Here is a 13,813-nt window from a genome sequence, read left to right as displayed (position 1 = left end):
GTTAGCCTGCCCTAACTAAAACCTTCGAGAGGGGGCCGGCTCAGCGCAGCCGGCGGACGGGGACGACCATCGGCGTCCCCGTGACCGGGTCGGCCAGCACCCGCGCCTCGAGGTCGAAGACGCCGGCCAGCAGCTCCTCGGTGAGCACCTCGGCGGGGGTGCCGGAAGCCACCAGCGCGCCGTCCTTCATCGCCACCAGCCGCTGGGCGTACCGGGCCGCCAGGTTGAGGTCGTGCAGCACGACCACGACGGTGCGACCGCGCTCGGCGTGCAGGCGGGCCACCAGGTCCAGCACGTCGATCTGGTGGGAGAGGTCGAGGTAGGTCGTCGGCTCGTCCAGCAGCAGCAGGTCGGTGCCCTGGGCCAGCGCCATCGAGATCCAGGCCCGCTGCCGCTGACCGCCCGAGAGGGCGTCCACGGGGCGGTCGGCGAGCTCGGCCATGTCGGTCCACGACAGCGCCTCGGCCACCACCGCCTCGTCGTCGCGGGACCACTGCCGCAGCCAGCTCTGGTGCGGGTGGCGGCCCCGGGCGACGAGGTCGCCGACGGTGAGCCCCTCCGGCGCGACCGGCGTCTGCGGGAGCAGCCCCAGCACCTTGGCGACCTCGCGGGTGGGCGTGCGCGCGATGGCCCGGCCGTCCAGCAGCACCTGGCCGCTCACCGGCCGCAGCAACCGGCCGAGCGCCCGCAGCAGGGTGGACTTGCCGCACCCGTTGGGGCCGACGATCGCGGTGAACGAGCCCTCGGTGAGATGCAGGTCGAGGTCGTCGACCACCACCTGGTCGTCGTAGGCCAGCCGGAGGTGCTCGGCGGCCAGCCGGACCCGCCGGGGCCCGGCCGGGTGCACGTCCTGGCGCAGCAGTTCGGTGCCGATGTGGAGTGTCACAGCGTCGCTCGCCGCCTTCCACGGACCAGGAGCCAGAGCAGGTAGGGGGCGCCGATGACGGCGGTCAGGATGCCCACCGGCAGCGCCTGGGGCAGGGCGGTGCGGGTGACCAGGTCGGCCGCGACCACGAGCAGGGCGCCGAGGATGCCCGAGGCCAGCAGCGGTGGCCGGGAGCCGCCGGTGAGCCGGACGGCGATCTGCGGGACCACGAGGGCGACGAAGGTGACCGGCCCGGCGGCCGACACGGCGAAGGCCACGAGGAAGACGGCGAGCAGGACGACCGCGGCCTGTGCCCCGGCGACCCGCACCCCCAACCCCCGGGCTGTGTCGTCGCCGAACTGGAGGACGCCGAGCACGCGACCGGCCGCCAGCGCCAGCGGCAGGAGCACCGCGACGGCGACGGCCAGCGGCAGGGCGTCGTCCCACGTGCGGGCGTTGAGCGAGCCGGTGATCCACACGTAGGCCGACGCGGCGTCGTAGATCTCGGCGTGGGTGAGCAGCCAGTCGGTGATCGCGGTGCCGGCCGACCACAGCGCGATCCCGATGAGCACCAGCCGGTACCCGTCGACGCCGGCCCGCCAGGTGAGCGCGAACAGCAGGGCGCCGGTGAGCAGCGCGCCCAGCAGGGCGGCCAGCGGGACGCCGAGCCCGCCCAGGACGGCGCCGGTCGACGTGCCGCCGCTGAGCACGATCGCGGCCACCGCCCCCACGGAGGCGCCCATGGTGATGCCCAGCGTGTCGGGGGAGGCCAGCGGGTTGCGGGCGAAGGTCTGGAAGAGCGCGCCGGCGACGCCGAGGGCGAGCCCGACCAGCGCGCCCACGACCACCCGCGGGGCCCGCAGCTCCTGGACGATGAAGACCTGCGGGCCCTCGCCGAGGCCGACGAGGGTGCGCAGCACGTCGCCGACGCCGATCGGGAAGTCGCCGCGGCCCATGCTCAGCGCGGCGGCCAGCACCAGGGCGACGAACCCGGCCACCGGCACGACGACCTGGCGCCAGTGCAGCAGCCCCGACGCGGGCCCCGCGCGCAGCACCCGGCCGGTGCGCGGGCGGGGGCGCTCCGCCGTCGGCGGGCGCACCGGGGCGCTGACGCTCACAGCCGCACCGTCCGGCTCCGGCGCACGAGGGCGATGAAGAACGGCGCCCCGACCAGGGCGAGCACGATGCCGACCTGGAGCTCGCCGGGGCGGGCCAGGACGCGGCCGAGCACGTCGGCGACCAGCAGGAGCGCGGCGCCGGCGAGCGCGGAGCAGGGCAGCAGCCACCGGTGGTCGGGGCCGGTGAGGGCGCGCACGGCGTGCGGCACGACGAGCCCGAGGAACGCGATGGGCCCGCAGGCGGCGGTGGCGGCTCCGCAGAGCAGCGTGATCGCGGCCAGGCCGACGGCGCGGGCCAGCCAGATGCGCTGGCCCAGCCCGCGGGCGACGTCCTCGCCCAGGCCGAGCAGGTTCAGCGCCGGCGCGTTGACCAGGGCCAGCACGAGGCCCACGGCGAGGAAGGGGGCGACCTGCCCGGCGACGGCGGCGTCCCGCCCGGCGAGCGAGCCGACCACCCAGAACCGGAAGCTGTCGAGCGTCTGCTGGTCGCTGACCAGGATCGCGCGGACCAGGGCGTACATGAGGGCCGACAGCGCCGCCCCGGCGAGCGCGAGGGTGACCGGGGTGGCCCCGCCCCGCCCGGCGGAACCGATCGCGTACACCAGCACGGTGCCCACCAGCGCGCCGACGAAGGCGAACCAGACGTAGCCGGCGGGCGTGGTGACGCCCAGCAGCGTGATCGCGAGGACGACGGCGAGGCTGGCGCCCGCGGTGACGCCGAGGAGCCCGGGATCGCCCAGCGGGTTGCGGGTGTGGCCCTGCATCAGCGCCCCGGCCAGCCCCAGCGCGGCGCCGACCATCAGGCCGAGCACCGTGCGGGGCACCCGGAGCTGCCGGACGATCACCGCCTCCTCCCCGGTCAGCGAGGGGTCGAGCAGCGAGCGCCACACCTCGCCGAGGCCGATGGACCGCGTGCCGACCGCGATGCTGGCCAGCGCGGCGGCGACGACGAGCGCCAGCAGGAGGGCGAGCGTGCCCAGCCGGCGCGCGCGCAGCGGCGGCGCCGGAGGTCGTGCCGCGCCCCGGGGCGGGACGTCGACCGTGGTGGCCACGAGCAGCTCCCGGGACGGACGGCAGATCAGATAAGGCTTACCTTAGCCCGCTCCGCCGTTCTCGCCAGGTGCGTCCGCCTCGTGAGGGCCCTCGCCGGGGTCAGCGCTTCTGCCGCCGGCTCCCTCCGTGCCAGTCCTCCTGCTGCCCGATCTCGCCGGGCTGCACCCCGAAGGCGGGGAGCTGCGGGCGCTCGCGCAGGCTGCGCTTGAGCTCGGCGAACCCGGGGAACGAGGCCAGCCCCACCACGTGGTCCCACAGCGCGACGGCCTCGTCCTCGGCCGGCAGCCGGCTGATCACCGGCCCGAAGAAGGCGACGCCCTCGGGCGGCTGGAAGTGCAGGATCGGCGTCCCGACGTCCTTGCCGGCCAGGCCCAGCGCCTCGTCGGTCTCGGTCCGGATCTGGGCGTCGCGCGCGCCGTCCTCCAGCGCGTCGGCGAGGTCGGCGGGCAGGCCCGCGTCGGCGAGCACGGGTGCCACGAACTCCGCCGTCCCCCGCGCCGCCCGGTCGCCCTCGGGGCCGTGCTCGAAGACGTGCTGCCCGCACGCCTCGTAGAACCGGGCGACGCCCTCGTTCCCGGTCCGGTCACGCACGTGGGCGGCCACGCGGAGCAGCCGCAGCCCGGCGGTGTGCCCGGCCTCGTACTCGGGCGGGAAGTGCGAGGCGTAGTCGACGTGCGCGTTGAGCAGCCGCAGGGAGATGAACCGCCACTCGACGGCGTACTCGCGCTGGGCGCTCACCTGGCGCACCCACTTGCTGGTCATCCAGGCGAAGGGGCAGACCGGGTCGAACCAGAAGCGCAGATCGGCCATGCCGCGAACCTAGGCGTTCGCGCCCGCGCCCGCCGCTCCAGCCCGGTGCCGCCGCGCCAGGCCCGTGCGGCCGGGGTCGCGACCACGCGCCTGGGGCGGGCCGGTTGTCAGGCGGGGAGGACCGACTCGATCGCGGCGCGGACGGCGGGGTCGTCCGGCGGCGTCCGCGGCCGGAAGCGGGCGACCACCTCGCCGTGGCCCGACAGCACCCACTTCTCGAAGTTCCACGCCACCGGACCGGCCTCGCCGTCGACGTCCGGTGCGGCCGTCAGCCGCTGGAACAGCGGGTGCGCGCCGGTGCCGTTCACCTCCGCCTTCTCCGTCAACGGGAACGTGACGCCGTAGGTGGCCGAGCAGAACTGCTCGATCTCCTCCGCGGTGCCCGGCTCCTGGCCCATGAACTGGTTGCACGGCACGCCGACGACGGTGAACCCGCGGGCGCGGTACTCCTCGTGCAGCGCCTCCAGCGCCGTGTACTGCGGGGTCAGGCCGCAGCGGCTGGCCACGTTGACGACGAGCGCGGGCCCGCCGCCGGTCAGCTCCCGCAGCGTCGTGGCGGTGCCGCGGAGGGTGGTGACGGGGGTGTCGAGGAGGTCGCCCATGCCGCCCGCAGCACGCCGGGCGGGGTGTTCATTCCAGGCCGCTGGCGTCGTCCGGCACGTCGACGGCGTACTGCCGCAGTGCCTCCAGCGGGACGATCTCCAGCGCGCGGGCGTTGGTGGCGGCCAGCACCACCCCCGCGGCGGCCCCGGCCTGGTAGGCCTGCAGCCAGCGGGTGGCGACGACGCACCAGCGGTCCCCCGGCCGCAGCCCCGGGAAGCCGTACTCGGGGCGCGGGGTGGAGAGGTCGTTGCCCAGCTCGCGCTGCAGCGCCAGGAACTCGGTGGAGACCACGGCGCAGACGGTGTGCCGGCCCAGGTCGTCCGGGCCGGAGCTGCAGTGCCCGTCGCGGTAGAACCCGGTCAGCGGCTCGGTGGAGCAGGACTGCAGCGGTCCACCGAGCACGTTCCGCTCGTCAGCGGGGTCGGGCAGCACGGGCGCTCCTCGAGTGGGCGTGGTCGGCGCGCGCTCAGGATGGCATGGTGCCAGCGTGACCGAGAGCACCGAGATCCTCTGGCGGCCCACTGCCGCGTCGATCGCCGGCACCCGCGTGGCCGCTTTCGCCGGCTGGGTGGCGCAGCGCCGCGGCCTCTCCTTCGGCGACCCGGTCGACTACGACGCCCTGTGGCGGTGGTCGGTCGAGCACCTCGACCAGTTCTGGGGCGACGTCGCGCGCTGGACCGGGGTGCTCGACGTGCCCGACGACCGGGTGCTCACCTCCCGCGAGATGCCCGGCGCCGTCTGGTTCCCGGGGACGACGGTCAACTACGCCGAGCAGGTCTTCCGGCAGGCCGCCGACGACCGGCCCGCGCTCATCGCCGTCGCCGAGGACGCCGAGCCCGTCGAGATCCCGTGGGCGGAGCTCCGCGGCCAGGTGGGCGCGTTCGCCGCGACCCTGCGCCGGCTCGGCGTGCGCCCGGGTGACCGGGTGGCGGGCTACCTGCCCAACGTCCCCGAGACCGTCGTCGCCTTCCTCGGCGCCGCCTCGGTCGGGGCCGTGTGGTCGACGTGCGCCCCCGACTTCGGCACCCGCGCCGTCCTCGACCGGTTCGCGCAGATCGAGCCGACCGTGCTGGTCGCCGTCGACGGGTACCGCTTCAACGGCCGGGCGCACGACCGCCGGGACGTCGTCGCCCAGCTGCGCGAGGCGCTGCCCACCGTGCGGACGACGATCGCCGTCCCGCGGCTCTTCCCGGACGAGGTGCCCGACGGCGCCCTGGCGTGGACCGACGCCGTCGCCGACCGCCAGGACCCGGTGTTCGAGCCGACGCCGTTCGACGCCCCGCTGTGGATCGTCTACTCCTCGGGCACGACCGGGCTGCCGAAGGGGATCGTGCACGGGCACGGCGGGGTGGTGCTGGAGCACCTCAAGTGGGGGCTGCTGCACCAGGACCTGGGGCCGGGCGCGCGCTTCTACTGGTACACCTCGACCGCCTGGATGATGTGGAACGTCGTCGCCTCCTCGCTGCTCTCGGGCGCGACGGCGGTGCTCCACGACGGGGCGCCCACCTACCCGACCCCGGATGCGCAGTTCGCCCTCGCCGCCAAGGTCGGGATCACCCTGCTGGGCACGAGCCCCGGGTACCTGGGCGCCTGCCAGAAGGCAGGCGTCCGCCCCGGAGAGGACCACGACCTCTCCGCGCTGCGCGTGATCGGCTGCACCGGCTCCCCCCTCCCGGACGCCTCCTACCGCTGGGTCTACGACGCCGTCGGCAGGGACCTGCAGCTGGTCTCCGCGTCGGGTGGCACCGACGTCGCGACCGGCTTCATCGGCGGCTCGCCGTTGCTCCCGGTCACGGTGGGCGAGCTGCAGCGGCCCATGCTGGGTGTGGCCGTGCAGTCGTGGAACGAGCAGGGCGAGCCGGTGGTGGGCGAGCTCGGGGAGCTGGTGGTCACCGAGCCGATGCCCTCCATGCCGTTGTACTTCTGGAACGACCCGGACGGCGCCCGCTACCGCGCCGCCTACTTCGAGCCGTGGCCGGGCGTCTGGCGGCACGGCGACTGGCTCGAGATCACCGACCGCGGCACCTGCGTCATCACCGGCCGGTCGGACTCCACGCTCAACCGCGGTGGCGTGCGCATGGGCACCGCCGACATCTACGCCGCCGTCGAGGCGTTCCCCGAGGTGCTCGACTGCGTCGTGCTCGGGGTGGAGCTGCCCGAGGGCGGCTACTGGATGCCCCTGTTCGTGCAGCTCGCGCCGGGGGAGGAGCTCACCGACGACCTGGTCGGGCGGCTGCGGTCGGCCATCCGGGAGCAGGCCAGCCCGCGGCACGTGCCCGACGAGGTGATCGCCGTCCCGGGCGTGCCGCACACCCGCACCGGCAAGCGGCTGGAGGTGCCGCTCAAGCGGCTCTTCCAGGGCGTCGACCCGGCGAAGGCGGTCAACACCGGCACCGTGGACGACGCCTCGCTGGTCGAGCACTACATCCGGCTGGCGAAGGAGCGGCTCAGCTCCTGAACGGTCCCCGCAGCGCGGCCCAGTGCAGCAGCATCACCGTCTTCGCGTCGGCGATGCGGCCGTCCTCGATCATGTCGAGGGCCTCGTCGAACGGGAGCTCGACGACCTCGATGTCCTCGCCCTCTTCCGCGAGCCCGCCGCCGGCCGACGTGCGATCGGCCGGGCGGTAGGGGGCGGCGAAGAAGTGCAGCCGCTCGGTCACCGAGCCGGGGCTCATGAAGACGTCGTACACGTGCTGCACCTCCCCGAGGGTCACGCCGAGCTCCTCCTCGGCCTCCCGCCGGATCGCCACCTCCGGGGCGTCGTCGTCGAGCAGCCCCGCGGCGGCCTCCAGCAGGAGCCCGTCGGGGTGCCCGTTGACGTACACCGGGTAGCGGAACTGCCGGGTGAGCAGCACGGTGCGCCGGTCGGGGTCGTAGGGGAGCAGCGTCGCGCCGTTGCCCCGGTCGTAGGTCTCGCGCTGCTCGGTCACCCACCGGCCGTCGCTGCGCCGCCGGTCGAGGGTCGTTCGCCGCAGCACGTGCCAGCCGGCGGCGAGCAGCTCCACGTCGCGGACGACGACGTCGGGGTTGCCGGTCAGGTCCTGCCCGGCCCGGTCCAGCCCGGTCCGGCCGCGGAAGTCGGGGACGTCGATCCCCGGGACGCCGGTCACGCCGACGCCGGGACGTCGGCGACGTCGGTGTAGACCGGGATGCCCCTGGCCCGGGCGAGCGCGACCATCTCGTCGGAGCCGGCCGACGCCCCGGGGAGCCGGAGCAGGGCGTCGGCGCGGGTGACCAGCCGGCGGCCGACCGGGTGGAACACCTCGTCGAAGGCGGCGTCGCCGACCCGCGTCGAGCCGGCCAGCGCGGCCAGGGGCAGCGCGAGGTCCTCGCCGTTGACCGCCAGGTGGCCGGCCCGGAACAGGTCCAGGGTGGCCTGCTGGATGCGGCGGTGGTTGGTCGCGATCGCGTCGGGGTCGTCACCGGTGCCGCTCCGGTAGGGGCCGGCGACCAGGATCATCAGGCTCATGCGGTGGTGACCTCCACCTTCGCGTCGTCGAGGGCGGCGAGGGTGTCCTGCGCCGCCGGGGTCAGCCTCGGGTCGCGGGCGCCGGCGTCGGTCACCAGCCGGCCGGCCGCCGGGAGGTCCGCGACACGGGCGAACGCCCGGACGCCGAGCTTGCTGCCGTCCGCCACCACGAGCGTGCGGTCGGCCTGGCGCAGCCCCACCTGCTTCACCGCGGCGTCCTCGAGCGTGAACTCCGACCACCCGGCGGGGGTTATGCCGCCGATCGACATGACGAACACGTCGAAGGAGAGGGTGGCGAGGACCGCGGCGGTGACCGGCCCCGCCAGGCTCCCCTCGCCGGCGCGCACCTCGCCGCCGACCACGAGCAGCCGGATCCCGGGCTGGTCGGCCAGCACCGCGGCGACCGGCAGGCTCAGCGCGGCCACGGTGAGCGGGGCCCGGCCCAGCAGCGCCCGCGCCACGTGGACCGTCGTCGTCCCGGCGTCGAGGAGCACCGTCGACCCCGGCAGGACGTGCTCGGCCGCCGCCCGGCCGATGCGCTCCTTGAGGCCCGCCTGCCAGCCGGCGCGGGCGGCGAAGCCGTTCTCCGGGGCGTCGACCGCGGTGGCGCCGCCGCGGATGCGGGTGACCAGGCCGCGGCGCTGCAGCTCGTCGAGATCGCGGCGCACGGTCATCTCGCTCACGCCGAGGCGCGCGGCCAGGTCGGCCAGCGTCGCCGTCCCGGCGTTGCGGACCAGCCGCAGCGTCACGTCCAGTCGCTCGGGCACGGCCACGCCGTCATCGTGACAGACTTCTGTGAGGTCTGTGAAGTCATTGTCAGAGCCGCATCGCCGGTGACGCTGGTCACCTCCGCGGGTGGACGCGGTGCGCGGGGGAACGACGAGCCGCGACAGTGGACGCCACCGCCCGCCCGACCGAGGAGGCCGACCGACGATGACGTCGAGCGCCAACCCCGCCAGCGAGATCCTCGAGCCGCAGCCGCCCGTGCTGCTCCCCCCGTGGCACACCCCGGAGCGGGAGGCGCTGCAGGAGCAGGCGCGCCGGTTCGCGATGGAGGAGGTGCTGCCGGTCGCGAACGAGCTCGACCCGCAGAAGGGCCTCATCCCGGCGACCCTGCTGCAGCGGCTGGCCGAGCTGGGGTACTTCGGCATCACCGTGCCCGCCGAGCAGGGCGGGCTGGGTCTGGGCGTCTTCGAGTACTGCATGGTCAGCGAGGAGCTCGCCCGCGCGTGGATGTCGACGGCGAGCATCCTGGCCCGCTCCCAGGGGCTCGGCACCGCGGTGCCCGACGCCGACCGCCGGCACGAGCTGATGGCCCGCAGCGCCCGGGGCGAGTGGATCGGCGCGATCGCGCTCTCCGAACCCGACGCCGGCTCCGACCTCGCCGGGGTCTCCACCCGGGCGGTGCTGGACGGCGACGAGTGGGTGGTCACCGGGCGCAAGCGCTGGTGCGGCAACGCCGAGGCCGCCGACTTCATCCAGGTGCTGGTGCGCGAGCGCGAGCCCCAGGAGGGCGAGTCGCGCTCGGCCGGGCTGCTCAACCTCCTGCTGGAGAAGAAGCGTGGCGAGTTCCCGGACGGCCTGTCCGGGCACCCGATCGACAAGATCGGCTACCACGGCTTCCTCACCTGGGACCTGACGTTCGACGGCGTCCGCATCCCGAAGGACAACGTCATCGACCAGGCCAAGGCCGCGCGGGAGGACAGCGACGCCGAGGGCGAGGAGGCGAAGCAGGCCGGGTTCGCCGAGGCGCAGAAGTTCCTCAACACCGCCCGGGTGCACACGGCGGCGCGGGCGGTCGGCCTGGCCCGCGCCGCGCTGGAGGACTCGATCCGCTACCTCCAGGAGCGCGAGCAGTTCGGCCACCCGATCGGCGACTTCCAGGCCCTCCGGTTCGCCGTCGCCGAGATGGCGTCGCAGATCGAGCAGTCCCGCGCCTTCTACCGCCAGGTCGCCCACCTGCTCGACCTCGGGATGCCGGTCGCCAAGGAGGCGTCGATGGTGAAGCTCGAGGCCACCGAGATGTCGGTGCGGGTGACGAACCAGGCGATGCAGCTGCACGGCGGCAACGGCTACACCACCGAGCGCCAGGTCGAGCGGCACTGGCGCGACGCCCGGCTGACCACGATCTTCGAGGGCACCAGCGAGATCCAGAAGCGGATCGTCAGCGACCGCCTGCTCCCCCGCTCGCCGCTCGGCTGAGCCGCGGCGGCTCGGTCCGGCTCGATGGGGACGAGCAGGCTGACGCCCCCCTCGTGGCCTCGGCGTGACCCGGTCGAGGGTCGCGTCACTGCTGCGCCGGGTGATCCGCCGGCTCCGGCGGGCGCACCGCGTCCAGCGAGCGGCGGACGTTGTCGATGATGTTCCCGGCCTCGAACAGGTCGTCGTCGGCGGTCGCCCTGGCCCGGCGCAGCGCGGCGGCGAAGGCGCCGACCGCCTCGTCGGCCTCGCGGACGGTGTCGGGGTCGGCGGCGGCGCTCTCCACCGACCGGAGGACGTCGGCGAGCGCGGCGAGGGCCCCGGAGGCCGTCGGTCGCAGCGCCGGCCCCAGCGCGACGCGCTCGTTCTCCGCGATCTCGGTCTCGGCGATGACCAGGGTGAGGTCCTCGACGAGGAGGGTGAGCCGCTCCAGGGCCCGGGCCTGCTGGTACAGCCGCTCGGCGCTGTCCTGGTACCGCGCGGCCCGGCGGTTGCCGCGCCGGGCCTCGTCGGTCTCCTGGACCGCCGCGCGCATCTGGGCCAGCAGCGGGTCGATGGTGCGCATCCGCCCGCGCCACTCGTCCTGCGTCGGCGGGTGCTCCTGGCGCAGCCCGTCGGCGAGGTCGTCCAGCTGCTCGACGAGGGTCTCGCGCAGCCTTCCCAGGGCCTCGTCGGCGGGGGCGAGCGGCAGCGGCGGGAAGGCCGCGGCCACCAGGATGCCGACCAGCGCGCCGGCGAACGTCAGCCCGGCGAAAGCGAGCACGTACCCGGTGGGGTTGTCCTGCCCCAGGACGAGCACGAACAGCGCCGAGGTGGGCAGCCAGCTGCTGCTGCTGCCCAGCCGCCCCCAACCGGCCAGCAGGACGCCGATGGCGACCACGAGCGCCAGGGCCAGGAGCTGCGGGTCGACGAGGGCCTCCCCGGCGAGCGCGATCGCGGCACCGAGGGCGATCGAGGCCACGGTCTGCAGGGACCCGCGGACCGAGCTGGCCAGCGTGGACGCCGTCGTCGCGACCACCGCTCCCAGCGGTGCGTAGTACGGGTAGTCCGCGAAGGGCCCGGGGGCGAGCTGCGCGAGGGCCCACGCCACCGCCGCCGCCACGGCCGCGCGGACGGCGAGGCCGATCCGGGGGTGGCGCGCCCAGGTGCGCCGGACCGCTCCGGGGCGCCGCCGCCACCGCCGGGGAGCGGTGCTCGTCGTGCCCTGCCGCATTCGTCGTCCGTCCCGTTCCCCGTGGTGCCCGACCTGGCATTGCACCACGGTCAGCCCGCGACCGGCACCTCCTCGTCGGCGTGGGCGATCTGCGCGAGCTGGCTCCAGATGAGGACGAGGATGACCGCCGACCCGGCGAAGGCGAACCAGAACGGCCCGGTGATGCCCCAGACGCGCGCGATCAGCCCGCCCAGCGCCTGGCCGACGACGATCCCGCCGAACACCCCGACGTAGTAGAGGCTGCCGACCCGCCCCTGCAGGTGGGCCGGGACGGCGCGCATGCGGACGGTGCGCGACGTCGTCCCCCAGACGAACGCGTGGGCACCGAAGACGAAGAGGACCGCTGCCGCGACCCAGGGGGCGGTGGTCAGCGCGAGCCCGAGGTGGGTGAGGGTCTCGATGACCAGGCCGACGCGCATGAGCAGGGCCAGGCTCGCGCGCCGGGCCAGCCAGTCGTAGGAGACCGTGCCCAGGAGGCCGCCCACCGCCGTCACCGTGCTGAGCAGGCCGAAGCCGATCGGCCCGAGCGCGAGCCGGTCGGTCGCGTAGAGCACCAGCACCGACCACGCGGCGCCGTAGGTGACGTTGAAGGTGACGATCGTGATCGTCAGGGTCCGGACCGGACCGTTCCCCCACGTCCAGCGCAGGCCCTCGACGATCTCGCGGCCGACGTGCCGCTCGCCCTGCGCGCGGGGGAGCGGGGGCAGCGCCATGCGCACCAGCAGCAGCGCGCCGAGCGCGACGCACAGCCCCTGGACGAGGAACGGCCAGGCCGAGCCCGCCGCGAAGAGCACCGCGCCCAGCGCCGGTCCGGCCATCTGGTTCATCGTGAGCGCGCCGGCCATCATCCGGGCGTTGCCGACGCCGAGATCGGCGCGGTCGACCACCATCGGCAGCAGCGTCCCCGAGGTGGTGTCGGCGAAGACCTCGGCGGTGCCCAGCAGGAACATGGCGGCGAGCACCGGCCCGACGCCGATCGAGCCCGTGACGAGGGCGACGGTCAGGACGGCGAGGACGACGGCGCGAGCGACGTCCACGGCGACGACCAGCAGGCGGCGGTCGACGCGGTCGGCGAGCACCCCGGCGTAGAGACCGAACAGCAGCCAGGGGAGACGCTGCAGCAGGGCGGCGAGCGCGACGACGAACGGATCGGTCGTCCGTGACGCCACGAGCAGCGGCCCGGCGGCCAGCGCGATGCCGTCGCCGAGGTTGGTCACCCACGAGGAGCCGACCAGCCAGCGGAACGGCGTCCCCATGCGGGCCGGGAGCACTGCTTCGACGACCCGGCCCACGAGGAGAGGAGCTTAGGCCTCCCGCGGGTGGGCGGCCGGTGCCGCCGGTCGGGTCAGCGCGGTGCCGTCTGCTCGGCGTTGAACTCGAGGACGGCGTCGAGCCAGAAGCGCAGGTCCTCGTCCGCGACGAGCGCGTCCCGGTCGACGGCGATCCACCCCTCGCCCATGGATCGTCCGGCGCCCATCTCCGCCCGGCGGGCGCCGGACACCTCGAGGTACCCGGCGTCGCGAGCGGCGGAGACGCGTACGAGCAGCGCGCCTCCGCCGGCCGAGACGCAGGCGGCCATCTTCCCGTCGACCATGAAGGCGAGGCCGCCGAACATCGTGATCTCGCGGACGGCCCTCCCCTCGGGCAGCGCCTCGCGGACGCGGCCTGCCAGTGCGACGTCGTAGGCCATGCGCGGTCCTCTCGTCGGGAGCGTCGGCAGCGTAGGGCCTGCGGTCACCCCCCGGACGGGCTGCGCTCCTCCCGGTCCCGGTCCCGGTCCCGGTCCTGGCGCCGGGCCGGTGGCGCCAGTCGGGCGCGCAGGACCGGGACGCCGCCACCGTCGAGGTCGTCGAGGGCGGCGGTGCGGCCGGACATCGCCAGCAGGAGGGCGTCGGCGTCCCCGTGCACGGGCCGACCGCTGCCGTGCGCCCAGTCGAGGTCGGCCGCCTCGAACCGGAGCCCGTCCAGCGCGCCGCGGGGGACGAAGCCGCCGTCGGCCAGGTAGGTCAGCGGCGTGCGCAGGCGCGGCTCGGGGATGTCGCGCGGGATGCCCAGCGGCCGGCGGATGTCCAGGCCGTGGACCAGGAGGTCGGTGAGGGGCGCCTCGGGGCCTGCGCCGGGTGGGGTGAACCGCGAGTCGGCCTTCCGGTGCAGCACCTCGACGAGCTCGGCGAAGGGCCGGCGGGCCTGCTCGCGGGTCACCCGGACGTTCGCCCGGTCGAAGCTGCCGCGGCAGACCAGCATCGCGAGGAGGAAGCTCCGGGTGCTCACCTCGAGGGACACGACCAGGTGGGCGGCGACGTCGTGCACGGTCCACCCGCTGCACAGGCTCGGGGCCGCCTGCTGCTCAGCCGTCAGCCCCGACAGCATCGCCGCCAGGCCGCGGCGCTCCTCGCCGATCTCCGCGAACGTGTCCTGCACGTGGTCATCGTGGCAGGGACCGCCGGATCGAGGCGGTGTCCCCCAGCAGGGCATCCGCCGGG

15 protein-coding genes are annotated in these 13,813 nt (G+C 75.2%); 2 read left to right on the top strand and 13 right to left on the bottom strand.

All coding sequences use genetic code 11. The annotated features are described in order from the left end of the window. Positions 1-40: 40 nt before the first annotated feature. From ACI794_RS13195 to ACI794_RS13170, 6 genes are all read right to left on the bottom strand, one after another. Positions 41-886, bottom strand: coding sequence for an ABC transporter ATP-binding protein (locus ACI794_RS13195; protein ID WP_456616585.1), 846 nt, complete (start codon positions 884-886; stop codon positions 41-43). After that, positions 883-1,983 carry a FecCD family ABC transporter permease gene (locus tag ACI794_RS13190; protein WP_456616584.1) on the bottom strand — a complete coding sequence of 367 codons (1,101 nt, stop codon included), beginning with the start codon at positions 1,981-1,983 and terminating at the stop codon, positions 883-885. The genes ACI794_RS13195 and ACI794_RS13190 overlap by 4 nt, the downstream gene beginning before the upstream one ends. Continuing rightward, positions 1,980-3,035: a FecCD family ABC transporter permease gene (locus tag ACI794_RS13185; protein WP_456602290.1), complete on the bottom strand. Its 1,056-nt coding sequence runs from the start codon at positions 3,033-3,035 to the stop codon at positions 1,980-1,982. Before ACI794_RS13185 ends, ACI794_RS13190 begins: the two co-directional genes overlap by 4 nt. 100 nt (positions 3,036-3,135) lie before the next feature. After that, the gene (locus ACI794_RS13180; RefSeq protein WP_456602291.1) at positions 3,136-3,846 is read right to left on the bottom strand and encodes a mycothiol-dependent nitroreductase Rv2466c family protein; all 711 of its coding nucleotides are present in this window, start codon (positions 3,844-3,846) and stop codon (positions 3,136-3,138) included. A gap of 107 nt (positions 3,847-3,953) precedes the next feature. Next, positions 3,954-4,448: a glutathione peroxidase gene (locus ACI794_RS13175; RefSeq protein WP_456580364.1), complete on the bottom strand. Its 495-nt coding sequence runs from the start codon at positions 4,446-4,448 to the stop codon at positions 3,954-3,956. Between the two features lie 28 nt (positions 4,449-4,476). Then, entirely contained in the window at positions 4,477-4,881 is a 405-nt protein-coding gene (locus tag ACI794_RS13170) for a DUF2237 family protein (protein ID WP_456580365.1), read from the bottom strand. A 55-nt stretch (positions 4,882-4,936) separates the two neighbouring features. Between ACI794_RS13170 and ACI794_RS13165 the strand changes: the two genes are divergently transcribed. Next, the gene (locus ACI794_RS13165; protein WP_456616583.1) at positions 4,937-6,907 is read left to right on the top strand and encodes an acetoacetate--CoA ligase; all 1,971 of its coding nucleotides are present in this window, start codon (positions 4,937-4,939) and stop codon (positions 6,905-6,907) included. Here the strand turns inward: ACI794_RS13165 and ACI794_RS13160 are convergent. Genes ACI794_RS13160 through ACI794_RS13150 form a run of 3 tightly spaced genes read right to left on the bottom strand, consistent with a single transcriptional unit; the run spans position 6,897 to position 8,691 of the window. Continuing rightward, on the bottom strand, positions 6,897-7,559 hold the full coding sequence (locus tag ACI794_RS13160) for an NUDIX domain-containing protein (RefSeq protein ID WP_456602293.1): 663 nt from the start codon (positions 7,557-7,559) through the stop codon (positions 6,897-6,899). The two genes, ACI794_RS13165 and ACI794_RS13160, sit on opposite strands and share 11 nt — an antisense overlap. Continuing rightward, on the bottom strand, positions 7,556-7,918 hold the full coding sequence (locus tag ACI794_RS13155) for a DUF4406 domain-containing protein (RefSeq protein ID WP_456616582.1): 363 nt from the start codon (positions 7,916-7,918) through the stop codon (positions 7,556-7,558). Before ACI794_RS13155 ends, ACI794_RS13160 begins: the two co-directional genes overlap by 4 nt. Further along, on the bottom strand, positions 7,915-8,691 hold the full coding sequence (locus ACI794_RS13150) for a DeoR/GlpR family DNA-binding transcription regulator (RefSeq protein WP_456616581.1): 777 nt from the start codon (positions 8,689-8,691) through the stop codon (positions 7,915-7,917). Before ACI794_RS13150 ends, ACI794_RS13155 begins: the two co-directional genes overlap by 4 nt. 160 nt (positions 8,692-8,851) lie before the next feature. On the opposite strand from ACI794_RS13150, the gene ACI794_RS13145 reads away from it, so the two are divergent. Further along, positions 8,852-10,120, top strand: a complete 1,269-nt coding sequence (locus ACI794_RS13145) for an acyl-CoA dehydrogenase family protein (protein ID WP_456616580.1) — start codon at positions 8,852-8,854, stop codon at positions 10,118-10,120. An 85-nt stretch (positions 10,121-10,205) separates the two neighbouring features. Here the strand turns inward: ACI794_RS13145 and ACI794_RS13140 are convergent, their stop codons facing one another. Genes ACI794_RS13140 through ACI794_RS13125 form a run of 4 tightly spaced genes read right to left on the bottom strand, consistent with a single transcriptional unit; the run spans position 10,206 to position 13,751 of the window. After that, positions 10,206-11,330 (bottom strand): FUSC family protein, encoded by a 1,125-nt coding sequence (locus tag ACI794_RS13140; protein WP_456616579.1) that lies wholly within the window; start codon positions 11,328-11,330, stop codon positions 10,206-10,208. A 50-nt stretch (positions 11,331-11,380) separates the two neighbouring features. Further along, positions 11,381-12,622, bottom strand: coding sequence for an MFS transporter (locus ACI794_RS13135; protein WP_456602298.1), 1,242 nt, complete (start codon positions 12,620-12,622; stop codon positions 11,381-11,383). A 53-nt stretch (positions 12,623-12,675) separates the two neighbouring features. Beyond that, entirely contained in the window at positions 12,676-13,020 is a 345-nt protein-coding gene (locus ACI794_RS13130; protein ID WP_456616578.1) for a TfoX/Sxy family protein, read from the bottom strand. A 44-nt stretch (positions 13,021-13,064) separates the two neighbouring features. Next, positions 13,065-13,751 (bottom strand): maleylpyruvate isomerase family mycothiol-dependent enzyme, encoded by a 687-nt coding sequence (locus tag ACI794_RS13125; protein WP_456616577.1) that lies wholly within the window; start codon positions 13,749-13,751, stop codon positions 13,065-13,067. Positions 13,752-13,813: the final 62 nt, after the last annotated feature.

It is taken from the genome of Blastococcus sp. SYSU DS0541 (assembly GCF_054050875.1).
This window is presented reverse-complemented; position numbering and strand designations above follow the sequence as displayed.

Bases quoted from the DNA above. Each gene is read 5' to 3' on its own strand.
- ACI794_RS13180 (WP_456602291.1), bottom strand. From the start codon at position 3,846: ATGGCCGATCTGCGCTTCTGGTTCGACCCGGTCTGCCCCTTCGCCTGG.
- ACI794_RS13175 (WP_456580364.1), bottom strand. From the start codon at position 4,448: ATGGGCGACCTCCTCGACACCCCCGTCACCACCCTCCGCGGCACCGCC.
- ACI794_RS13140 (WP_456616579.1), bottom strand. From the start codon at position 11,330: ATGCGGCAGGGCACGACGAGCACCGCTCCCCGGCGGTGGCGGCGGCGC.
- ACI794_RS13130 (WP_456616578.1), bottom strand. From the start codon at position 13,020: ATGGCCTACGACGTCGCACTGGCAGGCCGCGTCCGCGAGGCGCTGCCC.
- ACI794_RS13145 (WP_456616580.1), top strand. From the start codon at position 8,852: ATGACGTCGAGCGCCAACCCCGCCAGCGAGATCCTCGAGCCGCAGCCG.
- ACI794_RS13155 (WP_456616582.1), bottom strand. From the start codon at position 7,918: ATGAGCCTGATGATCCTGGTCGCCGGCCCCTACCGGAGCGGCACCGGT.